Source organism: Pseudomonas fluorescens, from assembly GCF_001902145.1.
Classification (GTDB): domain Bacteria; phylum Pseudomonadota; class Gammaproteobacteria; order Pseudomonadales; family Pseudomonadaceae; genus Aquipseudomonas; species Aquipseudomonas fluorescens_BV.
Genome location: NZ_MRST01000026.1, coordinates 21770 through 45327, shown reverse-complemented (window position 1 = coordinate 45327; position 23558 = coordinate 21770). Strand labels below are relative to the sequence as shown.

The following is a 23558-nucleotide window of genomic DNA, read 5'->3' as shown; positions in this document are numbered from 1 at the left end:
ACTGAAGGTCTTGGCGGGCAAAAAACAAGCCGAGGATTATACCCGAGCTATGACCTCACACGCCAGCTGAGGTCGGGTTTGATGCGTAAACATTCTGTTTTAAGAGGTCGCGCATCTGTTTTGCTATCTGAATTTGCTCTTCAGCCGATAATCCCGGCTGCCTTGCTCTCTTGATAAGTTCATCGAGGGTCTGAGTGTGTTGACCCGCGGATAACCTATTAATGGTGTCTAAAAACTGTTGTTCAAGGTTGTCGCCGTCAATTAGCCACTCCTTTTCCGCCAGTGCCCGCAATAAACGACCCTGTTCCGTACCATGCCAGCGAGCCATCAGCTGGATTGAGTTTAGCTTAGGGTTTTTCTGCACGGCTTCGATCAGTGCAATAAGCACCTGAGCATAGGTATTGCTCTCGTTGGCAAAGTGGTCGGCACTTTCAACCTTGCCGGCCAATTGCGGGTGGTGAATCAGTGTGCGCAGTGCAATCAATGTGGGGGCTTCCACCGCTACGGGCGTGCGTGGCGCGTAGGCTTCATCTCTATCACCGCGTTTGCCGTTTTTGCTCCAGGGTTTTTTGTCCCACTTCTTGCCGCCGGCGCCGGGTTTCTTCGGCGTCCATTCCTGCTGGGGTGCGAAGGCCTCCTGGGGTTGGTGGAAATCGGCATAGTCCGGCATGGCGTCGTAATCCATGCCGGGGTCGTAGGCTGGCGGTGCATCTTGCGGGGCGCTGTGCACCAGCTGGCTTACGGCTTCACCGCTCAAACCGGTGATCTCCAGCAGGCGCTGGCGCATCAGTGTGCGCAAATTGGCGCCCGGGACCTTGTCGATCAGCGGCGCCGCGAGGGTGGCCATATGGGCCTTGCCCTCCAGGGAGCGCGGGTCGGCTTCTTCGGTCAGTTGCTGGAAAAAATAATCCGCCAGCGGCTGCGCATGTTGATTGATACGTGCACGGAACGCGTCGGTACCTTCCGAACGCACCAGGGTGTCCGGGTCTTCGCCTTCGGGCAGGAACAGGAAGCGTGCGCGGCGCCCATCCTGCAAGCTCGACAGCGTGGCTTCGAGCGCGCGCCAGGCGGCGTTGCGGCCCGCCTGGTCGCCGTCAAAGCAAAACAGCACGCTGGGCACGACGCGGAACAGGCGCTTCAAATGTTCTTCGCTGGTGGCGGTGCCGAGGGTCGCGACCGCGTTGCGCAGGCCTTGTTGGGCCAGGGCGATCACGTCCATATAACCTTCAACCACGATGATCTCGTCGAGGTTGCGGTTGTTCTTGCGCGCCTCGAACAGGCCGTAGAGTTCCTGGCCCTTGTGGAACACCGGGGTCTCCGGAGAGTTCAGGTACTTGGGCTTGTCGTCCCCGAGTACACGGCCGCCGAAGGCGATAATGCGGCCACGGCTGTCGCGGATCGGGAACATCACCCGGTCGCGGAAGCGGTCATAGCGCTTGCCGGTCTCGGCGTTTTCCACCAGCAGGCCGGCATCGATCATGGCCTTTTGCTGGAGGGTGTCGCTGCTCAGGTGTTTATACAGATTGTCCCAGCCCGGCGGAGCGAAGCCGAGGCCGAAGTCCCGAGCGATTTCGCCGGTGAGGCCGCGCCCTTTAAGGTAATCGACAGCGGCCTTGCGCTGCGGATGGCTCTTGAGTGCCTGGCGGTAAAAATCGGCAGCAGCGGTGAGCAACGGATACAGCGGCGAATCGGTGGGTTGCCGGGGTTTGTGCGGCCGGCCACTTTCTTCGCGGGGCACTTCCATGCCGGCGGCTTTCGCCAGGTCCTCGACAGCCTGGGGGAAGTCCAGGTTGTCGTGGTCCATCAGGAAGCCCAGGGCATTCCCGCCCGCCCCGCAACCGAAGCAGTAATAGAACTGCTTGTCGGGGCTGACGCTGAAGGATGGGGTTTTTTCTTTATGAAAAGGGCAGCAGGCGGTGTAGTTTTTGCCGGCTTTTTTCAGCTGTACGCGTGAGCTGACAACATCGACGATGTCGGTGCGGTTCAGAAGGTCGTCAATAAAGCTCTGGGGAATCAGCCCGGCCATGGCGTTCTCGTCATCACTGCGTGTAAATGAGGGCCCGTGACGTGTTCAAGCGCACGTAAGGAGTGCTCGATCATCATCGTCTGCATGGGTCATCAGGGAGTGTATCTGCCGAATATTTACTGAGGATAGTTTCTGATCAGTCTTCGGCATGGAAATGTTGCCCGGGCGTCCGGTCTAGGCCAATGGCGACCTCGGAAACGCATCGTTGGGCACAGCCGATACAGTTGATCGTCTGTTTGAAGAATAGGTGTGCTCGTCAGTAGCCTTGTTAGGCTCGTCAGAAGAGACGTGCACCGCTGGCAAAAGAGCCAGCCCTGACGTGTGAAGCAGTGTCTCGGTCGCATGTGCGGCGTCGACGGTGAAGCATCAAGCGATATCCGCAAATGCCAACAGCCCGGCTGAGGGCCGGGCTTGGCAGAAGCTTGCTACGAACGTCTGTGTATTAGTACAGACGAACGGCGCGGCGCTGTTCGCGCTGAACTTTCTTAGCGTGACGCTTAACAGCGGCTGCTGCTTTGCGCTTACGCTCAGAAGTTGGCTTCTCATAAAATTCGCGGCTACGAACTTCAGCCAGAACACCGGCTTTTTCGCAGGAGCGCTTGAAACGACGCAGAGCTACGTCGAAGGGTTCGTTCTCTTTTACTTTGACGGCTGGCATCCAGAGCTACCTTCTTTCATTACCGGGAATCAACGTTCTCGTCGCAAAAAATTCGCGGCTGAGGTCGTCGGTTTTTAAGGGTTGCGGATGTTAACCCCTCATTGCCCGGAATGCAAAGCCTCTGATCGAAAACCGCTAGTCGGGAGAGGGAGTGGCGACTATTATGCGCGCCTTCGAATTCAGCCTCTACAAGGCGCAAACCCATGCTAGTACTGGGACTTGAAACCTCCTGCGACGAAACCGGAGTCGCACTATACGACAGTGAACGCGGGCTTTTGGCCGATGCACTGTTCAGTCAGATCGACCTGCATCGCGCCTATGGTGGCGTGGTGCCGGAGCTTGCCAGCCGCGATCACGTCAAGCGCATGCTGCCGCTGATCCGTCAGGTGCTGGATGAGGCCGGCTGTGTGGCAACCGAGATCGATGCCATCGCTTATACCGCCGGCCCCGGATTGGTCGGGGCCCTGCTGGTTGGGGCCTCTTGCGCCCAGGCGCTGGCGTTTGCCTGGGGCATTCCTGCCCTTGGTGTGCACCATATGGAAGGCCATTTATTGGCGCCCATGCTGGAAAAAACACCGCCAGAGTTCCCGTTCGTCGCTTTGTTGGTTTCGGGCGGGCATACGCAGCTGGTTCAGGTGGACGGGATCGGCCAGTACACACTGTTGGGCGAGTCGCTGGACGATGCCGCCGGTGAAGCGTTCGACAAAACCGCGAAGATGATGGGGCTTAATTATCCGGGTGGTCCGGAAATCGCCCGCCTTGCCGAGAACGGCGTTGCCGGTCGCTACACCTTCCCGCGGCCGATGTGTGATCGTCCTGGCTTGATGTTCAGTTTCAGCGGCTTGAAAACCTCTGCCTTGAACACCTGGCAGCAGAGCGTCAGCGCCGGGGACGACGGCCAGCAAGCCCGTTGCGACATCGCGCTGGCGTTCCAGCAGGCTGTGGTGGAGACTTTGACCATCAAGTGCAAGCGCGCCCTGAAACAGGCGGGCATGAAGCGGTTGGTGATCGCAGGCGGCGTCAGCGCCAACAAGGCGTTGCGCAGTTCCCTGGAAAAAATGCTCGGCGATATGAATGGCAATGTGTTCTACGCACGTCCTGAGTTCTGCACTGACAACGGCGCAATGATCGCCTACGCCGGTTGCCAGCGCTTGCAGGCCGGGCAGCACGAAAGCCTGGCGATCAGCGTGCAGGCGCGCTGGCCGATGGAACAATTGCCGCCGTTGTAAGGTTTAAGGGCGCAGGCTTCAGGCGCAGTATTTAGAAATGCCGTTCGCGCCCGGCAAACAGGTCGCGTAGATTGCCGCGGTGGCGCCAGACGATCAGCAGTGTCAGCACGCTCATCGGCAACAGCGCTTGCGGTTCCTGCCAGGCCAACAGCGGTAGGGTCAGCGGCGTGGCAATCAGCGCGGCCAGCGAGCTGGTGCGGGTCAGGTAGAACGTCATCAGCCAGGCGAGCATGGCCAGTAACGCCGCAGGGGGGTAAATGCCCAGCAGCATGCCGGCCGCCGTGGCGACGCCCTTGCCGCCGCGAAAACGGAAGTACAACGGGAACAGGTGGCCCAGGACGGCACATAGGCCCACCCAGGCTTGCTGTTGCAAGCTAAGGCCGACGAGGCTGGCGATCAGCACGGGCAGCAGGCCCTTGCACACGTCGCCCAGCAAGGTCAGGACGGCGAGTTTCTTGCCGGCCAGGCGCAACATATTGGTGGCGCCGGCATTGCCTGAGCCACTCATTCGCGGATCGGGATTTCCCGTCAAGCGGCTGAGCAAAATGGCGAAGGACAGCGAGCCGAGCAGGTAGGCGAAAATCGCCAGTGACCAAAACATGCTAACTATTCCGGGCGAGGACGCCCTGATTCTAACGGGGCATCGCGCCCTTGTCGTGCTGCGGAGAAAAGTGCTTGGACAGAGTGTTTATCGAAGGCCTGGAAGTCGACACCGTGATCGGGGCTTACGACTGGGAGCGCGGAATCCGGCAATGCCTGCGCCTGGACCTGAGCTTCGCCTGGGATAATCGCCCGGCCGCGGCCGGTGATGACCTGACCCTGGCACTGGATTACGCCAGGGTGTCTGCGCGTATCCAGGCCTTTGCCGAGCAGTCCCAGTACCAACTGGTGGAAACCTTTGCCGAGCGTCTGGCCGAAGTGCTGATGAGTGAATTCCAGATTCCCTGGCTGCACCTCAAGTTGACCAAGCCCGGCGCGGTACCGGCTGCCAAGGGCGTGGGCGTGGAGATCGAGCGCGGATGTCGTTGACTCAGGTTTACCTCGGGCTGGGCAGCAATATCGACCGCGAGGCTCGTCTATGCGCCGGCTTGGATGCGTTGGCGGGCTTCTTGACAGATATGCGCTGTTCGGCGGTATTCGAAAGCCAGCCGGTGGGGATCAAAAGTGGGCCGTTTTTCAATCTGGTGGTGTCGGCTTATACCGACCTGCCGTTGGTGGAGTTGGATCGTCGCTTGAAATCCATCGAGGCTGACAATGGCCGCTATGCGCCCGACCGCAAAGGCCTGCCGCTGGATATCGATGTGTTGTTGTATGGCGATCTGGTGGGCAATTTCGATGGATTGATCTTGCCGCGAGCCGAAATTCTGAAAAACGCCTTTGTGTTGTGGCCGCTGTCGATGATGGCGCCGGAGCGTGTTCATCCTCAAGCGGGTAAGGCCATGTCCGAGCTGTGGCGCGATGCGCAGATCGACCAGGCGCTGGCGCCTGTCGGTTTCGAGTGGCAAGGCCGACAACTGACACCGCAAGCTCTCTTGTAGGAGCCGAGCTTGCTCGCGAAAAGCCTGAGGGCGCTGCGTTATCGTTGACGTTTTTTCGCGAGCAAGCTCGCTCCTACAAAGGCTTTTGCTGTTCCTTGTAGGCTTTAAGCGCCTTGAGCCGTTCGCGCTTGAGCGCCTCGCCCAGTTCGGGGCCTTTGAAACCCTTTTCTAGCAGCGGCGCGACCGGCACTTCGCGTGCAGCCTTTGCCGCTCCGCGCAGATAATCGGCCTGTGGATAACTGCGTTGCTCAAAACCCGCGCGGCCACGAGCGTCCATTTCGCAAGCCGCCACGAACTCTTCAAAGCGTTGCGGCCGACGGTACACGTCGAAGCTTTGCAGCAACTCCAGCAATGTCGAGGCCTTGAGCTCCAGCGCTCGATGCCCGTGAGTATGATATTGCCCCACCAGCAAGGCCAACTCCTGGCAATCCCTCGGCACCTTGAAACGCTCGTTCACCGCTTTGATCAGCTTCAGGCCGCGTTGCTCGTGGGCAATATGCTGCGGCAACTTATCCACAGGCGTCAGGCCTTTGCCCAGGTCGTGCAGCAGGCAGGCCCAGCGCACGCTCAGCGGTTGCTTGTGCTGGGCGGCTTGCTCCAGCACGCTCAAGGTGTGTACGCCGGTGTCTATTTCCGGATGGTGAGCAGCGGGCTGCGGCACGCCGAACAGCGCATCCACCTCCGGCATCAAGGTTTTCAGCGCGTTGCAGTCACGCAGTATTTGGATAAATACCTGGGGTTGATCTTCCATCAGCGCCCGTGAGATTTCCTTCCAGCTGCGCTCGGGGGTAAGCGCCTCCAACTCGCCGGACTCACTGAGTTGGCGCATTAACTCGAGGGTCTCAGGGGCGACTGTGAAACCAAGGGGCGCATAGCGCGCGGCGAAACGCGCAACGCGCAATACACGGAGTGGATCTTCGGCGAACGCGGGGGAAACATGCCGTAAAATACGCGCTTCAAGGTCGCGTTGGCCCTGATAAGGATCGGTCAGGTTTCCCCCGTCGTCCTCTGCCATGGCATTGATGGTCAGGTCACGGCGAATCAGGTCTTCTTCCAGCGTGACGTCGGGGCTCGCATGGAATATAAAGCCGCCGTAACCTCGGCCATTCTTGCGTTCGGTGCGAGCGAGGGCGTATTCGTCACCGTTTTTCGGGTCGAGAAATACCGGGAAATCGGCGCCCACCGGTTTATAGCCCTTGGCGAGCATCTCTTCGGCCGTCGCGCCAACGACGACGCGGTCTATATCGGTGACCTCGATGCCCAGAAGGCGATCACGCACGGCGCCGCCGACTTTGTAGATTTTCATGAAATAGCCTCCATTAGCGGCACAGGATAACGCCTGAGCCTGGTCAATGGAGGCTTTGCTGTTTCAGAGATGAACGACGGCCATGTCCAGGCGGCCGTAGTCGTTGTCGTTATGATCGCTGCGCGGTGGCACATGATGGGTTTTCATCACTTGGTCGCCCTGCAGGGTTTCCAGATGAATATCAAAGCCCCAGAGCCGATGCAGATGCTTGAGCACTTCCTCAGTGGATTCGCCCAACGGTTTGCGGTCATGCTGCTGGTGACGCAAGGTCAGGGAACGGTCGCCACGCACATCGATGCTGTAGATCTGCACATTAGGCTCGCGGTTGCCGAGGTTGTATTGCGCGGCCAGAGTTTCGCGAATAATGCGGTAGCCGGGTTCGTCGTGGATGGCAGGTACTACCAGGTCGTCCTTGAGGTCGTCGTCCAGGATGCTGAACAGCTTGAGGTCGCGGATCACCTGGGGCGACAGGTACTGCAGGATAAAACTCTCATCCTTGAAGCTGCTCATGGCGAACTTGATGGTCGATAGCCAGTCGCTGCCGGCGATTTCCGGGAACCAGCGGCGGTCTTCCTCCGTGGGGTGCTCGCACATGCGGCGGATATCGCGGTACATGGCAAAACCCAATGCATAAGGGTTGATGCCGTTGTAGTACGGGCTATCGAAGCCTGGCTGGAAGACCACGCTGGTATGGGACGTGAGGAACTCCATCATGAAGCCGTCAGTGACCAGGCCTTCGTCATACAGGTCGTTCATCAGGGTGTAATGCCAGAAGGTTGCCCAGCCTTCGTTCATCACTTGGGTTTGGCGTTGTGGATAAAAATATTGCGCGATCTTGCGTACGATGCGCACGATTTCACGCTGCCAGGGCTCCAGCAGCGGTGCGTGCTTTTCCAGGAAGTACAGGATGTTTTCCTGAGGTTCGGCGGGGAAACGTGCATTGTCCTTGTCGCTGTTCTTGTCGGCGCGCTTGGGGATGGTGCGCCACAGGTCGTTGATCTGTTTCTGCAGGTGCTCCTCGCGTTCCTTCTGGCGCAGGCGTTCCTCTTCGGCGGAAATAGGATAGGGACGCTTATAGCGATCGACCCCGTAATTCATCAGCGCGTGGCAGGAGTCCAACAGGTCTTCCACCGCATCGATACCGTGGCGCTCCTCGCACTGCATGATGTATTGCTTGGCGAACACCAGGTAATCAATGATCGAACTGGCATCGGTCCAGGTGCGAAACAGGTAGTTGCCCTTGAAGAAACTGTTATGCCCATAGCAGGCATGGGCCACTACCAGCGCCTGCATGCAGATGGTGTTTTCTTCCATCAGGTACGCGATGCACGGGTCGGAGTTGATCACGATCTCGTAGGCCAGGCCCATCTGGCCGCGTGTGTAGGACTTCTCGGTACTGAGGAAGTGTTTCCCGTAGGACCAATGGTGATAGCCCAGGGGCATGCCCACCGAGGCGTAGGCATCCATCATCTGTTCAGCGGTGATGACCTCTATCTGGTTGGGATAGGTGTCCAGGGCATAACCCGCCGCGATACGGCTGATTTCCCGGTCATAGGCCTGGATCAGTTCGAAGGTCCACTCGGAGCCAGTGGAAATGGGTTGGCGCTTGTTCTCTTTTTTGGCGGTCATGTCACTAACCTGCGCTGGAAGAGTTCACGGAAGACCGGGTAGATATCGCCGGCCGAGACCAGTTGCTGCTGGGCGAACGTGTCGGCAAAGGCTTCGCCGATGCGCTCGTATTCGAACCACAGGGCCTGGTGCTCACGGGGGGTGATTTCGACGTAAGTGTAGTACTGCACGAACGGCATGATCTGGTTGATCAAAATGTCCCGGCAGATCGGCGAGTCGTCGTTCCAGTTGTCGCCGTCGGAAGCTTGGGCGGCGTAGATGTTCCACTCGTTGGCGGGGTAGCGCTCGGCCATGATCTCCTGCATCAGCTTCAGTGCGCTGGAAACGATGGTGCCGCCGGTTTCCCGCGAGTAGAAAAACTCTTCTTCGTCCACTTCCCGCGCGCTGGTGTGATGGCGGATGAACACTACGTCAATCTTGTCGTAGTTCCGTTTCAGAAACAGGTACAGCAGGATAAAGAAGCGCTTGGCGATGTCCTTGGTGGCCTGGGTCATGGAGCCGGAAACGTCCATCAGGCAGAACATCACAGCCTTGGAGCTGGGGTTGGGTTGCTTGACCAGCAGGTTGTATTTCAAGTCAAAGGTATCGAGGAACGGCACCCGGTGGATGCGCGCGCTGAGTTTTTCGATTTCCGCCTCGATTTCCTGGATATCGCCGAAGTTGTCCGGTTCTTCGCGCTTCAAGCGTGCCAGCTCTTCCTTGGCCTGCTTGAGTTTGGCGCGGCTGCTCCCGGACAGGGCGATACGCCGTGCATGGGCTGAGCGCAGGGTGCGAATGATGTTGATGCGTGAAGGGTTGCCCTCGTTGCTGATCCCTGCGCGCACGGTCTTGAAGGTGTCGGTGCCGGTCAGGTTGCGCTTGACCAGGTTGGGCAGTTCCAGGTCTTCGAACATGAATTCGAGGAATTCTTCCTGAGTGATCTGGAATACGAATTCATCCATGCCTTCGCCAGAGTTGCCGGCTTTGCCCGGGCCTTTGCCGCCGCCACCGCCTTGTGGGCGCTGGATATGTTCGCCGGTGGTGAATTCCTTGTTGCCGGGGTGCACCACGGTCTGTTTGCCGCCGCGGCCATGGTGAAGCACCGGTTCGTCGATGTCCCGTCCGGGAATGCTGATTTGTTCGCCATGCTCCATATCGGTGATGGAGCGGCGGCTGACGGCCTCTTCTACCGCCTTTTTGATGTGGTCACGGTAACGCCGCAGGAAACGCTGACGGTTTACCGTGCTCTTGTTCTTGCCATTGAGGCGTCGGTCGATCACATAGCTCATGGGGAGCCCTCCGGGCAGCTTCACGTTACAAGCTTCAAGCCGCGGGCTGGAAGCTTAGAGACAAGCGGTCAACTGCCAGGCCGGATGCCTGGCAGTGCGCGCTTGCCGCTGCCTTACTGCGATTTGCGAACCCGCAGGTACCACTCGGAGAGCAGTCGTACCTGTTTGTCGGTGTAGCCTCGCTCGACCATGCGTGTGACGAAGTCGTTGTGTTTTTGCTGATCCTCCTTGCTGGCCTTGGCGTTGAAGCTGATGACGGGCAGCAGGTCCTCGGTGTTGGAGAACATTTTCTTCTCGATGACCACCCGCAGCTTCTCGTAGCTGAGCCAAGTGGGGTTCTTGCCGTTGTTGTTGGCACGGGCGCGCAGTACGAAGTTGACGATTTCGTTGCGGAAATCCTTCGGATTGCTGATGCCGGCGGGTTTCTCGATTTTTTCCAGTTCTTCGTTGAGGGCTACGCGATTGAGGATTTCGCCGGTTTCCGGGTCGCGGTATTCCTGGTCCTGGATCCAGAAATCAGCGTACAGGACGTAGCGGTCGAAGATGTTCTGGCCGTATTCGCTGTAGGACTCCAGGTAGGCGGTCTGGATTTCCTTGCCGATGAACTCGATGTAGCGCGGGGCCAGGTATTCCTTGAGGAAGCGCAGGTAGCGCTCACGGGTTTCGGCCTGGAACTGCTCCTGTTCAATCTGCTGCTCCAGCACATAGAGCAAGTGCACCGGGTTGGCGGCAATCTCGTGGGGGTCGAAGTTGAAGACCTTGGACAGGATCTTGAACGCAAAGCGCGTTGACAGGCCGTTCATGCCTTCGTCTACACCTGCTGTGTCGCGGTATTCCTGGATCGACTTGGCCTTGGGATCGGTGTCCTTGAGATTCTCGCCGTCGTAGACGCGCATCTTCGAATAGATATTCGAGTTCTCCGGCTCCTTGAGGCGCGACAGTACGGTGAACTGGGCAAGCATCTTCAGGGTGTCAGGCGCGCAATGGGCCTTGGCCAGGGAGCTGTTGAACAGCAGTTTGTCGTAGATCTTGATTTCGTCGCTGACCCGCAGGCAGTACGGCACCTTGACGATATAGATCCGGTCGATGAAGGCTTCGTTGTTCTTGTTGTTGCGGAAGGTATGCCATTCCGATTCGTTGGAGTGAGCCAGCAGGATCCCGGTAAACGGAATCGCCCCCAGGCCTTCGGTACTGTTGTAGTTGCCTTCCTGGGTGGCGGTGAGCAGTGGGTGCAGCACCTTGATCGGTGCCTTGAACATCTCCACGAATTCCATCAGGCCCTGGTTGGCCCGGCACAATGCGCCCGAATAGCTGTAGGCATCGGCGTCGTTCTGCGGGAATTCTTCCAGTTTGCGGATATCGACCTTGCCCACCAGCGCCGAAATGTCCTGGTTGTTTTCATCGCCCGGTTCGGTCTTGGCCACGCCGATCTGGTTGAGGATCGACGGGTAGAGTTTCACCACGCGGAACTGGCTGATATCACCGCCGAACTCGGCCAGTCGCTTGGTGGCCCACGGCGACATGATGGTGTTGAGGTAGCGCCGTGGGATACCGAAGTCTTCCTCCAGGATCGCGCCATCTTCCGTGGCGTTGAACAGGCCCAGAGGCGACTCGAAGACGGGCGAGCCCTTGATCGCATAGAAGGGCACCTTTTCGATCAATTGCTTGAGCTTTTCCGCCAGGGACGACTTGCCGCCGCCGACCGGGCCGAGCAGATAGAGGATCTGCTTCTTCTCTTCCAGGCCTTGGGCGGCATGGCGGAAGTAGGAAACGATCTGGTCGATGCATTCTTCCATCCCATGGAAGTCCTCAAAGGCCGGATAGCGGCGGATCACCTTGTTGGAAAATATCCGCGACAGGCGCGAATTATTCGCGGTTTCCACCAGTTCTGGCTCGCCAATCGCCAGTAGCAGGCGTTCGGCGGCAGAGGCGTAAGTGCTGCGGTCCTGCTTGCACAGCTCGAGATACTCCTGAAGCGTGAGCTCTTCCTGCTGTGTGGACGCGAAGCGTTGTTGGAAGTGGCTAAAGATACTCATGACGTCGTCACCTCGCTCGATACGTGGAGCCGACGCCGGATCAATCAGTCGATGCTGGCAGTCATTGGCACACGCCAATGGCTGTTTTCCCCCCAGAACACCCTGAAACGCTACCGATGACCCGTACGCCGGTGTACCGGCTCTCCCCTGATTCGGATGGCCTGCGCTTAAGGATAGTTCGGAATCCGGGAGGTCAAGGCGCGATGCGCAATTAGTTTGGCTGCGCCGTTCGTCAGAAACGGCGCAAGCCCAAGCGTCACGCGGGGTAGCGGGGTGTGAAAAAAATTATTGCGAATTGTCCGAAGAAATTTCCTCGGGATAGGTCGCACGCCACAGCTCAAACCCGCCGTCCAGGCTATAGACGTCAGAGAAACCCTGGCTGATCAGATACGCGGCTGCGCTCTGGCTGGAATTGCCGTGATAGCAGGCGACGATCAGCGGCGCATCGAGGTCGGCGGCGCGTATGAAGTCGGCGATGTTGACGTTGTCCAGATGCTGTGCGCCGCTGATGTGGGCGGCGGCGTAAGTGGCCTGGTCGCGGATGTCGACGACTACAGCACCTTGCTCGCGCAGGGCCTGGGCTTGTTCGGGGGGGATACGTTTGAATTCGGTCATGGCGGGCTCCTATGGCTTGGTGGCGGCCGGCTGGGTAATGGAAGGGGGGGATTGGCACTGGCAGTCGAGGCGCTCGCCCGTGTCGATGTTCATCAGGGTCATCGCGCCGCCCCACACGCAGCCGGTATCGAGCGCGAACACGCCGGGCTCATCGCACTTGCCTTCCAGCGCGGCCCAGTGGCCAAAGATGATCTTCGTGTCACGGGTCTTGCGTTCCTTGTAGGCGAACCAGGGCTTGTAGCCGGGGAGGGCGGTGTCAGCGCCTTCCTTGCTCTTGAGGTCCAGTTTGCCTTCGGCCGTGCAGAAGCGCATCCGCGTGAAGTAGTTGGTGATGACTCGCAGGCGGGCCACGCCGGTGAGGCCGTTGTCCCACTTCACAGGATCGTTGCCGTACATGCCGTCGAGGTAAGCGGTGTACAGGTTGTCATCGGCTAACGCACTTTCAACTTCGGCGGCGCATTTGAGGGCTTTTTTCAACGTCCACTGGGGTGGGATGCCGGCATGCACCAAGGCTATGTTGCGGTCCTCGTCGTAGTGCATGAGTTTTTGCCGGCGCAGCCAGTCGAGCAGTTGAGCGCGGTCCGGGGCTTCGAGAATTTCCCGCAGGGTGTCGCCTTTTTTGAGGCGCTCGATGTTGTTGCCGGCCGCAAGCAAGTGCAGGTCATGGTTGCCCAGCACGCATACCAGCGAATCACGCAGGCTATAGAGGTAGCGCAGGGTTTCCAGGGACTGCGGGCCGCGGTTGACCAGGTCGCCCACCAACCACAAGCGATCATTTGTCGGGTCGAAGGCTACGCGCTCCAGCAGGCGCTGGAGAGGGTCCAGGCAGCCTTGCAGGTCGCCGACAGCGTACGTCGCCATCAGTGCAGGGCTCCTGGCACGGCCAGGCGGAAGGGCTTGATGATTGCATCGAACAGTTGGCCGTCAGTGGCCTTCATTTGATACGAGCCTTGCATGGTGCCTACCTTGGAGGTCATCACCGTGCCGCTGCTATAAGTGTGGCTGGCGCCGCTGTCGATCAACGGTTGCTGGCCGACAACGCCTGCCCCGCGCACTTCCTCGACCTGGCCGTCGCCATCGGTGATGACCCAGTGGCGCGACAGCAGCTTGGCCGGCACCAGCCCGTTGTTCTTCACTGTAATGGTGTAGGCAAAGGCGAAGCGGTTATGTTCGGGTTGCGATTGGTCCGCCAGGAAGCGGGTGACGACGCTGACGTCTATCTGATAGCGAGGGTCGGACATGCAAGAGGCCTTAAAAGCGGATGACAGCAGATGCGGGTCAGTCTAGGCCAAGAGGAGGGCACTAGGCCAGACATGCTGTCTGGGCTCTTGAAGCGCGGTTAAACCTGTGGGAGCGGGCTTGCTCGCGAATGCGGTGTATCAGTTGACGAAAATGTTGACTGACACACCGCATTCGCGAGCAAGCCCGCTCCCACATTGGAGGGTGTTGAACCTTATTCCGCTGTTGGTGCTGGCTGGATGGCAAGCTGGTCAGCCAGGCGCACGAACGCGGCCAGGTCCAGTTGCTCGGGGCGCAGGCTGCCGTCGACGCCAGCGGCTTCGATCTCGGCGTTGCTCAGCAGGGCCTTGAGGGTGTTGCGCAAGGTCTTGCGGCGCTGGTTGAACGCCTCTCGCACGACGCGTTCCAGCAGTTTGTGGTCCTTGGCCGGGTGCGGCAGCACGGCATGCGGCACCAGGCGTACGATGGCCGAATCGACCTTCGGCGGCGGGTTGAACGCGCCCGGACCGACGTTGAACAGGTGCTCCACGCGGCAGTGATACTGGACCATGATCGACAAACGACCCCAATCACCACCGCCAGGGCCTGCGGCCAGGCGCTCCACCACTTCCTTTTGCAGCATGAAGTGCATGTCGCGGATGATCCCGGCGTTGTTCAGCAGGTGGAAAATCAGCGGCGTGGAAATGTTGTACGGCAGGTTACCCACCACCCGCAGGCTGTTGGGGGCAGCGCCAAGGCTGTTGAAGTCGAACTTCAGTGCATCGCCCTGGTGCAGGTTGAAGTTGGCTTTGCCGGCGAACTGCTGGTTGAGGATCGGGATCAGGTCCTTGTCCAGTTCCACGACGTCCAGTTGCCCGCCGCTGGCCAGCAGGCCCTGGGTTAGCGCGCCCTGGCCTGGGCCGATTTCCAGCAGACGGTCTTCTGGCTTGGCGTGGATTGAGCGCAGGATGCGATCGATCACGCCAGCGTCGTGCAGGAAGTTCTGCCCGAAACGCTTGCGCGCCCGGTGTTGGTAATGCTCAGTCATATACGGGTCTCGGCCATCTGATAGGCGGTTTCCAGGGCCACGTGCAGGCTGCCGGTATCGATCTTGCCGCTGCCTGCGAGGTCCAGGGCGGTGCCATGGTCGACGGAGGTGCGGATGATCGGCAGGCCCAGTGTCACGTTGACTGCGGCGCCGAAGCCTTTGTATTTCAGCACGGGCAGCCCCTGGTCGTGGTACATCGCCAGCACTGCATCGCAGTGCTCCAGATATTTGGGGGTGAACAGAGTGTCTGCAGGCAATGGGCCGCGTAGGTCCATGCCTTCTTGGCGCAGGCGCTCTAGTGTTGGTTCAATGATGTCGATTTCTTCATGGCCCAAGTGGCCGCCTTCACCGGCGTGGGGGTTGAGCCCGCAGACCAGGATGCGCGGTTGGGCAATGCCGAATTTGTGTTGCAGGTCGCTGTGCAGGATGCGCGTGACACGCTCCACACGCTCGGCAGTGATGGCATCGGCGATTTCACGCAGCGGCAAGTGGGTGGTCACCAGCGCCACACGCAGGCCACGGGTGGCGAGCATCATCACCACTTGAGCGGTATGGGTCAGTTCCGCGAGAAATTCGGTATGGCCGGAAAAGGCGATGCCGGATTCGTTGATCACGCCTTTGTGCACCGGTGCGGTGATCATGCCGGCAAAGTCGCCGTCGATGCAGCCTTGGCCCGCACGGGTCAACGTCTCCAGCACAAATGCCGCGTTGGCCGTATTCAACTGCCCGGCAACCACTTTGGCTTGCAGCGGGGTGTCCCACACATACAGGCTGCCGGCGGGGGCCGGCAGGTCGGGCCAGTTGCCTGGCCCCACGTCCAGCAGGTTGACGGCCACACCCAGCTGCGCGGCCCGCTCGAGGAGCAGGTCGCGGCTGGTAATGGCAATCAGGGGGTGTGGCTGGGGTTGCGAGGCGAGCAGCAGGCACAGGTCTGGACCAATGCCGGCCGGCTCGCCGGGTGTCACCGCGAAACACTGGGGTTTCACTGGGTTGCCTGGTCGGTGCCTGTTTGCTCGGCGCCTGGCAGCTTGTTCTCTACATAAGCTTCGTCACGTATCTGACGCAGCCAGGTTTGCAGCTCTTCGTCGTATTTGCGGTTACGCAGCACGGTAAGGGCTTGCTGCTCGCGAGCCTGGGTGGTGTTGTCAGTGGCGCGACGGCCAAGGACTTCCAGGACATGCCAACCGTATTGGGTCTTGAACGGCTTGGACAATACGCCTTGTGGCGTGTCGGCCATGACCTGCTGGAACTCGGGCACCAGTGCCCTCGGGTCGATCCAGTTCAGGTCGCCGCCGTTGAGGGCAGAGCCTGGGTCTTCTGAGAAGCTCTTAGCCAGGGTGGCGAAGTCTTCACCGCTTTCGATGCGGTCATAGATCTTCTGGGCCAGTTCCTTGGTTTGTGCTTCGGTGCGGATTTCGCTCGGCTTGACCAAAATGTGACGAACATGAACTTCGTCTTTCAACGAGGTTTCGCCGCCGCGACGTTCCAGCAGCTTCAGGATGATGAAGCCACCCGGGGTGCGGGCTGGCTGGGTAATGCCGCCGACTTCCATGGCGCTCAATTCGCGATCAAACGGAGGTGGCAATTGAGCGGCTTTACGCCAGCCCATGTCACCGCCTTCGAGGGCGTTGTCGCTGCCGGACTGAGCAATGGCCATCTGGGCAAAGTCCGCGCCCGCTTTCAGGCGATCGTAGATCGCCTGGGTTTTAGCGGCGGCGGCATTGAGCTGCTCAGAGTTGGCTCCGTCCGGGGTTGGAATCAGGATATTGGCCAGATGCAACTCTTCGGAGAGCTGCATCTTGCCCAGGTCCGAAGCCAGGAAGTTCTTCACTTCCTGCTCGGACACCTGAACCCGTTCGGCCACACGGCGCTGGCGCACACGGCTGATGATCATTTCGCGCTTGATCTGGTCACGGGCGTCCTCATAGGACAGGCCATCGTGGGCCAGGGCGGCGCGGAACTGATCAATGCTCATGTTGTTGCGCTGAGCGATGGTGCCAACGGCCTGGTTCAGTTCTTCGTCCGAAATACGGATGCCGGAACGGTCGCCAATCTGCAGTTGCAGGTTTTCGACGATCAGGCGTTCCAGTACCTGAGATTCCAGGACGCTGGTCGGAGGCACCCCACCACCACGTTTGGCGATGGTCTGCTGAACTTCCTTGACCCGTTGGTCCAGCTGGCTCTGCATGATCACGTCGTTGTCGACGATGGCCGCTACTTTATCCAGCTGTTGAACCGCGGCGTGTGCCGAAACAGTACCCAGGAACAGCGCGCCCAGCACTAGCGGGCGCAAACACTCAGAAAGCTTTGTCTTCACGTTCACGATAACCTTCAATGCCTTTGTCGAGGAAGCTCTCTACCTTGGCGCCGGTCAGGCCGCCGAGTCCTTTGAGGACGATCTGGAAGAAGAGCCCGTGGTCACCCTTTTCGTTGAGCGGGGCGATCTGGCTGTACTCGTCGTTGGAAACCCAGTAGCGGTTGATGACGCGCAGTTTCCAGCAGCAGTTGTCGTACTCGAAACCACCGAAGGCTTCCAGGGTGCGGTTGCGTGCATAGTCATACTGCCAGCGAGTGATCAAATTCCATTGCGGAATGATCGGCCACATCATCGAGAAGTCGTGTTGCTGGATTTTGTAGTAATCCTTCACGTAGTTCTCTTGACCTGGCGTGCCGTAGTCCCCACCGAACTGCCATTTGCCGGTCAGTTGGTTGTAGACCACTTGGTCATTGCGGTAGCGATAGCCGAGGTTGACGACCTTGTTCGGGTTGTCTTCTGGCTGATAGTGGAACATCGCACTACCGGAGCGTGGGGCATGGCTTTCGGTGTCCCAGTTGTAGTCGGCCGTGGCGCGCCAATCGCGGTTGAAGCGGAACGCGTATTCCAGGGCGATCGGCGAGACATCTGTTTGGGAGTCATCTCGGTCAGCGGCCAGGACTCCTGGCAGTTGAACCTCGCGATCCTTGAAGTACAGTGCCTGACCCACGGAAACACGCTGGCGTTCAAAGCCATTTTCTTCGATCCAGCGGCTGGTTACGCCCAGGGATAACTTGTTCTCGTCTCCAATCCGATCGTTACCGGCAAAGCGGTTATCACGGAACAGAGAGGCATAGCTGAACGAATATTCACTGGTGTCGAAAACCGGAATATCGCTTTGGTCTTTGTTCGGTACGTAGAGGTAGAAGGCTCGCGGCTCAAGGGTCTGGTTATAGTCTTTACCGAACCAGTTAGTTTTGCGGTCGAAGTACAGCCCGCTGTCGACGCTCGCGATAGGAACAGCGCGATCTTGCGAACTCTTGAACACTCCGCCAGCGTAAGGGGCTGCGCCGGGCCGGGTAGCGGCCAGTTGCGCGGCGACAATGTCATCCTTGCCTTTGCTGTCCAGGTCAAGATCATATTTGGTATAGACGTATTTGAGCTTCGGCGTAATAAAGCCATAGCTCCAGTTCATTGGGTACTCGACAGCGGGAGCTACGTTCAAGCGTGTTCCGTTTGCACGGGTCAGGCCGTTTACGTAGGTGTCCAGGCGTCGTTCACCTATGGTGCCATCAGGATTGAACGGCCCGCCGTCTTCGTTAACCACATTACCGTTTCGAAGGTCTCGGTCAAATCTTACGGCTTCAGTCTCGTAGGAGAAGTTGAGCCCCCCCGGATGGTACGGCAACTGACCATTGAAGGTGATCTGCGGCAAACGGTCATACGGAGTGATCTGCGAAATCGTCGCCAGTTGATATGACTGCAGGTTCACGCGAGCTTGATAGTTATCACCACTATAGGTCACGGAGCCCTGCTGGTTCAGGAAGTCCTGGCTCTGGATGCCTTCCTGATACGACTTCAAATCCTGGAAGTAGAACGGATCACTGATCTTGGTGTAATCGACCTGGGTTGTCAGACGCGAATCCAACCCACCTTTATGCTGCCAATTGAGCATATATCGGGTCTTTTCGTAATCAGTCTGCTTCTTCCGCTCGTCGCTATCATCATTGAGATACGCCCCGCCAAACTGCCCTTCACTCGACTTGGTCAGATAGCGGAACTCGCCCTCCATCAACATGCCGCGCTTGGTCATGTATTGCGGGTACAACGTGGCATCGTAGTTCGGTGCCAGGTTGAAGTAGTACGGCGTTACCAGTGTAAAGCCAGTCTCGCTGCCGGTACTGAAGCTCGGCGGCAGGAAGCCGGATTGGCGACGGTCGTCGATCGGGAAGTAGATGTAAGGGGTGTACAGGATCGGGATGTTCTTGACCCGCAACGTCGCGTTGGTCGCCGTACCGAAACCGGTGGCCGGGTTCAACGTGATGTTGTTGCCCTTGAGCTGCCAGGCGTTGCTGTCCGGCTCGCAGGTGGTGTACGTACCGTCCTTGAGACGGATGATCGCGTTTTCTGCACGCTTGGCGTACAGCGCGTTACCGCGGATGCGTGACTTGTGCATCACGTATTCGGCGTTGTCGATCTGGGCGGCACCGGTGTCGAGCTGGACCTGGGCATGGTCACCCACGATCAGGGCGCCGTTATCGCGCAGGCGCACCTTGCCATTCAGTTCGCCACGGTTCTCGGCCTGGTACAGGCTGGCTTCGTCCGACTCCAGCTGCATGCTGCCCTGGCGCATGACCACGTCACCGGCCAGGGTAGCGACCTGCTGCTCCTGCTCGTAACGAGAAGCCTTGGCGCCGATGAAGGTCGGCGCATCGCTCTTGTTCGTCTTGTCGTTCATGCCAGGACGAGTCGGCTCGATGTAGGCGCCGCCGCAGTAAGGGCCGGTTTCGGCCAACTGTGCTGCGGTCAGCTTGTCGCGAGGTACCCAGTCAAGGTGGCTGTAGTCGGCACTGCGCGAACGCAGGCCACGGCCCTTGGCTTCGGTGACCAGCATGGTCTTGGGTTCGGCGTCGACGCTGCCGCCAGCGTTGCCTTGCGGCGTGCTGTTGGCCGAGCTGACGGCAGCACCGTCATGCACCGGGCGCGGTGGCAATGGGGCGGCGGCGGTTTTCGGCGCGCAATCCCAGGCACCCGAAGCAGAGACTGAGCAGTCATACTGTTCCGCGGCGACCACGAATGAGGTGGCGAAAGGTTGCAAGGCCAGCAGACTGCCGGTTACCAGCAACGGAAATTTTCTACGAAACGCGGGGGATTTCAATGCCATCTTATTAGTCCGGGCTTCCTGCGTGCCATCTGCCCGCGGTTTGGGCCGCACGCCTCTCGATGGTCTGAAAAAGATGCGTGATAATAAAGCATGCCCCGCTTGACGGCTAGCGCCGTCGGAGACCCTTGTAATGCCCGAGCACGATCTACGTTTACAACAGCTGGAAGTCTGGCTGGATGAGCAGTTGCCGATCCTCTTCAACGCTCAGGACTGGGGCCCAGTGCCCCCGGCCACATTGACCGCGGCCAGCAGCGACGCGAGTTTCAGACGTTATTTCCGATGGGAGGGCGGTGCCCATACGTTCGTCGTCATGGACGCGCCACCCCCCCAGGAAAACTGCAAACCTTTCGTCGATATTGCGCATTTGCTCGCGAAATCGGGAATAAATGTGCCAAAAATTTATGCAGAAGATTTGCCCCGTGGCTTTCTTTTGCTCAATGACCTGGGCAGAAAAACCTATCTAGACGTGATTAACGGTGAAAATGCCGATCAATTATTTGCCGATGCCATCGACGCGCTGCTGGCTTTCCAGCAATTGCCGATGGATGCGCCGTTGCCCAGCTATGACGTGGCCTTATTGCGTCGCGAGCTGGAATTGTTCCCGGAATGGTACGTGCGTCGTCACCTGGGCATCGACCTCGACCCTGAGCAACAAGCCCTCTGGCAACGTGCCAGCCAGCAGTTGATCGACAGCGCGCTGGCCCAACCCAAGGTGCTGGTGCACCGCGACTACATGCCGCGCAACCTGATGATCAGTGAGCCAAGCCCAGGCGTGCTGGATTTCCAGGACGCGGTCTACGGCCCGGTGACCTATGACATTACCTGCCTGTTCAAGGACGCCTTCCTCAGTTGGCCCCAGGCCCGCGTGCGCGAATGGCAACGTGGCTATTGGCAGCGTGCCGGACAGTTGGGGATTCCCGTACAGGACGACTTTGAAGAGTTCCTGCGTGCCAGCGACCTGATGGGCGTGCAGCGTCACCTCAAGGTTATCGGCATTTTTTCGCGTATCTGCCACCGCGACGGCAAGCCACGCTACCTGGCCGACGTGCCGCGTTTCTTTGCTTATATAGACGCGGTGCTGGCCGACCGACCTGAGTTGAGTGACCTGGGCGAATTGCTCGCCAGCCTGCGCGAACCTGCCGAGGCCAGCGTATGAAGGCGATGATCCTGGCGGCGGGCAAGGGCGAGCGCATGCGCCCGCTCACCCTGCATACGCCCAAGCCGCTGGTGCAGGCGGGCGGTAAACGATTGATCGAATACCACCTTGAAGCGCTGGCAAAGGCCGGGTTTACCGAGATCGTGGTCAATCACGCCTGGCTCGGCGAGCAGATCGAAAGCTATCTGGGCGATGGCGCCCAGTTCGGCTTGCGTATCCGCTATTCGGCCGAAGGCGAGCCGCTGGAAACCGGTGGCGGGATTTTCCAGGCGCTGCCATTGCTGGGGGATGAACCCTTTGTGGTGGTCAATGGTGATATCTGGACCGATTATGACTTCAGCCAATTGCGGCAGCCGCTCCAGGGCTTGGCCCACTTGGTGATGGTCGATAATCCGGCGCATCACCCCTCAGGCGGGGACTTCTATCTAGATCAGGGGCGGCTTAATGATGCCGCGCCCGGTGCCGATAACCTGACCTTCAGTGGCATTTCAGTGCTCGACCCTAAATTGTTCGCGGGTTGCAGCGCCGGTGCCTTCAAGCTGGCCCCGCTGTTGCGTGAGGCCATGGCTAAAGGTTTGGTAACGGGGGAGCACATGGCCGGACGCTGGGTGGATGTGGGGACGCTGGAGCGACTGGCGCAGGTCGAAACCTTGCTGACAGCGGGGCAGTAGGATGTTGTGGCCAGGGACGCTGATCGGCGCCGGGGCTGGCTTTGCTATTGCCAGTATTCCGGGGGCATTGTTGGGGGCATTGCTGGGGCAGGCGTTGGATCGTCGCTTGCAATTGCACAGTTGGGCGCAGTTGCGTGAACGCCTGGGTGGGCGTCCGGCCTTGCGCAACGACGAGCTGCTGTTTGTGCTGCTGGGGCGACTGGCCAAGAGTAATGGGCGAGTGGTGGATGGGCATATCCAGCAGGCGCGTCTGGAAATGCGTGCATTGGACATGAGTGAGCCGGCCCAGCGCCGCGCGATCAGCGCCTTCAACCGTGGCAAGTCCGGCAGCGACCGGGTGCGCAGTTACCTGCGGGTGCTCAAGACGCAGCCCCATGCGGCGGAAGGCGTGCTGCGCGCCTGTTGGCGCATGGCGTGGGCGGACGGTCGGGCGGATGTTGCCGAGCGCGACCTGATCGACCAGTGGGGCAAGTGGCTGGGCTGGACGCCGCAGCAGCTGCAGGCGTTGGCGACCGATTACGCGCCGGAGCGCAAGCCAGTGGCCAATCGTGGCGGTGCCTATCAGGAGGCGTTGCGTATCCTGGGGGTGACGGCAACCACTGAGCCTTCGGTGATCAAGCGCGCCTACCGCCGACTGCTCAGCCGCCACCATCCGGACAAGATTGCCGGCACGGGCGCCAGCCCCGCGCAAGTGCGGGAGGCGACCGAACGAACCCGTGAATTGCATAACGCCTATGCGTTGATTCGTGAGCGGCGCGATTTTCGCTGAGGCTATCGCCACTCAACTCCATGTGGGAGGGGCAAGCCCTAATACCCTGTAGGAGCGAGCTTGCTCGCGAAAAACTCACAGGCGCCGCGTTTATTCAGGAGGCACGCATTATCGTTGACGTTTTTCGCGAGCGAGCTCGCTCCTACAGAAAGCGATGTCGCCCCCGATAGCGGAGTGTCAGTCTGCGCCGCCCTGCGGGCTCAACCAGCCGCGAACCCTGCGATACAGCTGCTCCTGCTCTGCTGCACTATTGCCCGGCAACGCCGTGAGCGACACCTGCTTGTAACCGTCATTCTTCGAACGCTTGGCCGCCTGGAGTCGTTCCTGGGCGTTTTTGCGTTCCAGGGCGCCTTCTTGATAGAACACGTCCGCCGTGGGCACCTTCAAGGCCGGCGCCAGTTGCTGCAGGTCCGGTTGGCGAGCTGCGGGCGTCTTGCCGGTCACCATCACCAACCTCTGCACCTGGGAGGGTTGTTTCTCGCTCAGGTAGCGTGCCGCCCACCAGGCCCCGGTGCCATGGCCGAGCAACACCACACTGCGGGCGCTTTGGGTCTGGGCGAAGGCGACGGCGGCGTCGATGCGGTCGAAGATGCGCTTGGCGTCGGTCTTGTCCTGTTCATCCGCCCCCGGCACCACTGCCGGGTCAGTGCCTTCGGCCTCGGCGCTGGCGGCCTGTTCGACCGGCTTGGCTACGGTGCTGCCTTCCTTGCTGCTGGTATCGATCGCCGCTTTAGGCGGTTCGACAACCCGTGGCGGCAGGGTGTCCACATTGACGTCAGGCAATGACAGGCTGAGGGTGCCCCAGGCGGCGTCCGGTAACTTGCGCCGCAGAGGCGCGATTGCTTGCGGCCAGTCCGCGTTTTCCCCGGCGCCTGGTATGAGAATCACCACACCTTCGGCTTCGGCGCTGTTGGCAGGTTTCCACAGCGCCAGGAACGAATCGCTACCGGCCTGCAATTGCTGCTGTTGCTGCTGTGGAACCTGGCGTTCGAGCGCGCTGGCTTCTTGCTGGCTACGCTCGGGCAAGGGCTGGCGTTCAGCCGGTTTTTCGACAGCAGGCGCGGGCGCATCCTCGGCCTGAACAGGCAAGGCGCTGGTAAACAGGAGTGACAGGCACAATGCTGGCAGTGCCGAGCGGTGAAGAAAAAGCATTGTTGTTTCCCGGCCAGAAGTGATTCCAGCAGCCTAATGGGTTGGTCGGTATTTGTCAGGAGTATGAGGCGCGGTTCGCGTTACCAACAGGCTATCGGCGG

21 protein-coding genes are annotated in these 23558 nt (G+C 59.6%); 6 read left to right on the top strand and 15 right to left on the bottom strand.

Annotated features, from left to right (window positions below):
• Positions 1–55: 55 nt before the first annotated feature.
• Both dnaG and rpsU read right to left on the bottom strand, forming a co-directional pair.
• Complete coding sequence (dnaG, locus tag BUE92_RS19675) at positions 56–2026, bottom strand: DNA primase (RefSeq protein ID WP_032895025.1); 1971 nt, start codon at positions 2024–2026, stop codon at positions 56–58.
• Positions 2027–2468: 442 nt separating this feature from the next.
• Complete coding sequence (rpsU, locus tag BUE92_RS19670) at positions 2469–2684, bottom strand: 30S ribosomal protein S21 (RefSeq protein WP_002551877.1); 216 nt, start codon at positions 2682–2684, stop codon at positions 2469–2471.
• Between the two features lie 203 nt (positions 2685–2887).
• On the opposite strand from rpsU, the gene tsaD reads away from it, so the two are divergent.
• Positions 2888–3913 (top strand): tRNA (adenosine(37)-N6)-threonylcarbamoyltransferase complex transferase subunit TsaD, encoded by a 1026-nt coding sequence (gene tsaD, locus BUE92_RS19665; protein WP_003194748.1) that lies wholly within the window; start codon positions 2888–2890, stop codon positions 3911–3913.
• A gap of 31 nt (positions 3914–3944) precedes the next feature.
• Here the strand turns inward: tsaD and plsY are convergent, their stop codons facing one another.
• Complete coding sequence (plsY, locus tag BUE92_RS19660; RefSeq protein ID WP_073525820.1) at positions 3945–4514, bottom strand: glycerol-3-phosphate 1-O-acyltransferase PlsY; 570 nt, start codon at positions 4512–4514, stop codon at positions 3945–3947.
• Between the two features lie 74 nt (positions 4515–4588).
• Between plsY and folB the strand changes: the two genes are divergently transcribed.
• Positions 4589–4942, top strand: coding sequence for a dihydroneopterin aldolase (gene folB, locus BUE92_RS19655; RefSeq protein WP_032895029.1), 354 nt, complete (start codon positions 4589–4591; stop codon positions 4940–4942).
• Positions 4933–5451 carry a 2-amino-4-hydroxy-6-hydroxymethyldihydropteridine diphosphokinase gene (gene folK / locus BUE92_RS19650; protein WP_073525819.1) on the top strand — a complete coding sequence of 173 codons (519 nt, stop codon included), beginning with the start codon at positions 4933–4935 and terminating at the stop codon, positions 5449–5451. Before folB ends, folK begins: the two co-directional genes overlap by 10 nt.
• A gap of 73 nt (positions 5452–5524) precedes the next feature.
• On the opposite strand, the gene BUE92_RS19645 is transcribed toward folK, so the two are convergent.
• The 11 genes from BUE92_RS19645 to BUE92_RS19595 form a co-directional block, all read right to left on the bottom strand.
• The gene (locus tag BUE92_RS19645) at positions 5525–6757 is read right to left on the bottom strand and encodes a multifunctional CCA addition/repair protein (protein ID WP_073525818.1); all 1233 of its coding nucleotides are present in this window, start codon (positions 6755–6757) and stop codon (positions 5525–5527) included.
• Positions 6758–6820: 63 nt separating this feature from the next.
• The gene (locus BUE92_RS19640) at positions 6821–8386 is read right to left on the bottom strand and encodes a SpoVR family protein (RefSeq protein WP_003194736.1); all 1566 of its coding nucleotides are present in this window, start codon (positions 8384–8386) and stop codon (positions 6821–6823) included.
• Positions 8383–9654 carry a YeaH/YhbH family protein gene (locus tag BUE92_RS19635; RefSeq protein ID WP_003194735.1) on the bottom strand — a complete coding sequence of 424 codons (1272 nt, stop codon included), beginning with the start codon at positions 9652–9654 and terminating at the stop codon, positions 8383–8385. Before BUE92_RS19635 ends, BUE92_RS19640 begins: the two co-directional genes overlap by 4 nt.
• A 113-nt stretch (positions 9655–9767) precedes the next feature.
• The gene (locus BUE92_RS19630; RefSeq protein ID WP_003194732.1) at positions 9768–11690 is read right to left on the bottom strand and encodes a PrkA family serine protein kinase; all 1923 of its coding nucleotides are present in this window, start codon (positions 11688–11690) and stop codon (positions 9768–9770) included.
• A 285-nt stretch (positions 11691–11975) separates the two neighbouring features.
• The gene (gene glpE, locus BUE92_RS19625; RefSeq protein WP_073525817.1) at positions 11976–12305 is read right to left on the bottom strand and encodes a thiosulfate sulfurtransferase GlpE; all 330 of its coding nucleotides are present in this window, start codon (positions 12303–12305) and stop codon (positions 11976–11978) included.
• A gap of 9 nt (positions 12306–12314) precedes the next feature.
• A complete protein-coding gene (locus BUE92_RS19620; RefSeq protein WP_073525816.1) occupies positions 12315–13166 on the bottom strand; it encodes a symmetrical bis(5'-nucleosyl)-tetraphosphatase in 852 nt (283 codons plus the stop codon).
• Positions 13166–13546, bottom strand: coding sequence for a Co2+/Mg2+ efflux protein ApaG (gene apaG / locus BUE92_RS19615; RefSeq protein ID WP_003194726.1), 381 nt, complete (start codon positions 13544–13546; stop codon positions 13166–13168). Before apaG ends, BUE92_RS19620 begins: the two co-directional genes overlap by 1 nt.
• Before the next feature lie 212 nt (positions 13547–13758).
• The gene (gene rsmA, locus BUE92_RS19610) at positions 13759–14571 is read right to left on the bottom strand and encodes a 16S rRNA (adenine(1518)-N(6)/adenine(1519)-N(6))-dimethyltransferase RsmA (RefSeq protein WP_073525815.1); all 813 of its coding nucleotides are present in this window, start codon (positions 14569–14571) and stop codon (positions 13759–13761) included.
• Positions 14568–15557 carry a 4-hydroxythreonine-4-phosphate dehydrogenase PdxA gene (pdxA, locus tag BUE92_RS19605; protein ID WP_054920698.1) on the bottom strand — a complete coding sequence of 330 codons (990 nt, stop codon included), beginning with the start codon at positions 15555–15557 and terminating at the stop codon, positions 14568–14570. Before pdxA ends, rsmA begins: the two co-directional genes overlap by 4 nt.
• Complete coding sequence (locus BUE92_RS19600) at positions 15554–16888, bottom strand: peptidylprolyl isomerase (protein WP_143170020.1); 1335 nt, start codon at positions 16886–16888, stop codon at positions 15554–15556. Before BUE92_RS19600 ends, pdxA begins: the two co-directional genes overlap by 4 nt.
• The gene (locus tag BUE92_RS19595) at positions 16869–19709 is read right to left on the bottom strand and encodes an LPS-assembly protein LptD (RefSeq protein WP_073525813.1); all 2841 of its coding nucleotides are present in this window, start codon (positions 19707–19709) and stop codon (positions 16869–16871) included. The genes BUE92_RS19600 and BUE92_RS19595 overlap by 20 nt, the downstream gene beginning before the upstream one ends.
• A 130-nt stretch (positions 19710–19839) precedes the next feature.
• Between BUE92_RS19595 and BUE92_RS19590 the strand changes: the two genes are divergently transcribed.
• The 3 genes from BUE92_RS19590 to BUE92_RS19580 are packed head-to-tail and all read left to right on the top strand — an operon-like array spanning position 19840 to position 22305.
• Entirely contained in the window at positions 19840–20865 is a 1026-nt protein-coding gene (locus tag BUE92_RS19590) for an aminoglycoside phosphotransferase family protein (protein WP_073525812.1), read from the top strand.
• Positions 20862–21536 (top strand): N-acetylmuramate alpha-1-phosphate uridylyltransferase MurU, encoded by a 675-nt coding sequence (gene murU / locus BUE92_RS19585; protein ID WP_073525811.1) that lies wholly within the window; start codon positions 20862–20864, stop codon positions 21534–21536. The genes BUE92_RS19590 and murU overlap by 4 nt, the downstream gene beginning before the upstream one ends.
• A 1-nt stretch (position 21537) precedes the next feature.
• On the top strand, positions 21538–22305 hold the full coding sequence (locus BUE92_RS19580; protein ID WP_073525810.1) for a TerB family tellurite resistance protein: 768 nt from the start codon (positions 21538–21540) through the stop codon (positions 22303–22305).
• Between the two features lie 177 nt (positions 22306–22482).
• Here the strand turns inward: BUE92_RS19580 and BUE92_RS19575 are convergent, their stop codons facing one another.
• Positions 22483–23457 (bottom strand): alpha/beta hydrolase family protein, encoded by a 975-nt coding sequence (locus tag BUE92_RS19575; protein WP_073525809.1) that lies wholly within the window; start codon positions 23455–23457, stop codon positions 22483–22485.
• Between the last annotated feature and the right edge of the window lie 101 nt (positions 23458–23558).

Coding starts and splice junctions, on each gene's coding strand:
- dnaG (WP_032895025.1), bottom strand. CDS start 2,026: ATGGCCGGGCTGATTCCCCAGAGCTTTATTGACGACCTTCTGAACCGC.
- rsmA (WP_073525815.1), bottom strand. CDS start 14,571: ATGACTGAGCATTACCAACACCGGGCGCGCAAGCGTTTCGGGCAGAAC.
- murU (WP_073525811.1), top strand. CDS start 20,862: ATGAAGGCGATGATCCTGGCGGCGGGCAAGGGCGAGCGCATGCGCCCG.
- folK (WP_073525819.1), top strand. CDS start 4,933: ATGTCGTTGACTCAGGTTTACCTCGGGCTGGGCAGCAATATCGACCGC.
- apaG (WP_003194726.1), bottom strand. CDS start 13,546: ATGTCCGACCCTCGCTATCAGATAGACGTCAGCGTCGTCACCCGCTTC.
- glpE (WP_073525817.1), bottom strand. CDS start 12,305: ATGACCGAATTCAAACGTATCCCCCCCGAACAAGCCCAGGCCCTGCGC.
- BUE92_RS19595 (WP_073525813.1), bottom strand. CDS start 19,709: ATGGCATTGAAATCCCCCGCGTTTCGTAGAAAATTTCCGTTGCTGGTA.
- BUE92_RS19630 (WP_003194732.1), bottom strand. CDS start 11,690: ATGAGTATCTTTAGCCACTTCCAACAACGCTTCGCGTCCACACAGCAG.
- BUE92_RS19645 (WP_073525818.1), bottom strand. CDS start 6,757: ATGAAAATCTACAAAGTCGGCGGCGCCGTGCGTGATCGCCTTCTGGGC.
- BUE92_RS19580 (WP_073525810.1), top strand. CDS start 21,538: ATGTTGTGGCCAGGGACGCTGATCGGCGCCGGGGCTGGCTTTGCTATT.
- BUE92_RS19620 (WP_073525816.1), bottom strand. CDS start 13,166: ATGGCGACGTACGCTGTCGGCGACCTGCAAGGCTGCCTGGACCCTCTC.
- tsaD (WP_003194748.1), top strand. CDS start 2,888: ATGCTAGTACTGGGACTTGAAACCTCCTGCGACGAAACCGGAGTCGCA.
- plsY (WP_073525820.1), bottom strand. CDS start 4,514: ATGTTTTGGTCACTGGCGATTTTCGCCTACCTGCTCGGCTCGCTGTCC.
- BUE92_RS19640 (WP_003194736.1), bottom strand. CDS start 8,386: ATGACCGCCAAAAAAGAGAACAAGCGCCAACCCATTTCCACTGGCTCC.
- BUE92_RS19575 (WP_073525809.1), bottom strand. CDS start 23,457: ATGCTTTTTCTTCACCGCTCGGCACTGCCAGCATTGTGCCTGTCACTC.
- rpsU (WP_002551877.1), bottom strand. CDS start 2,684: ATGCCAGCCGTCAAAGTAAAAGAGAACGAACCCTTCGACGTAGCTCTG.
- BUE92_RS19635 (WP_003194735.1), bottom strand. CDS start 9,654: ATGAGCTATGTGATCGACCGACGCCTCAATGGCAAGAACAAGAGCACG.
- BUE92_RS19590 (WP_073525812.1), top strand. CDS start 19,840: ATGCCCGAGCACGATCTACGTTTACAACAGCTGGAAGTCTGGCTGGAT.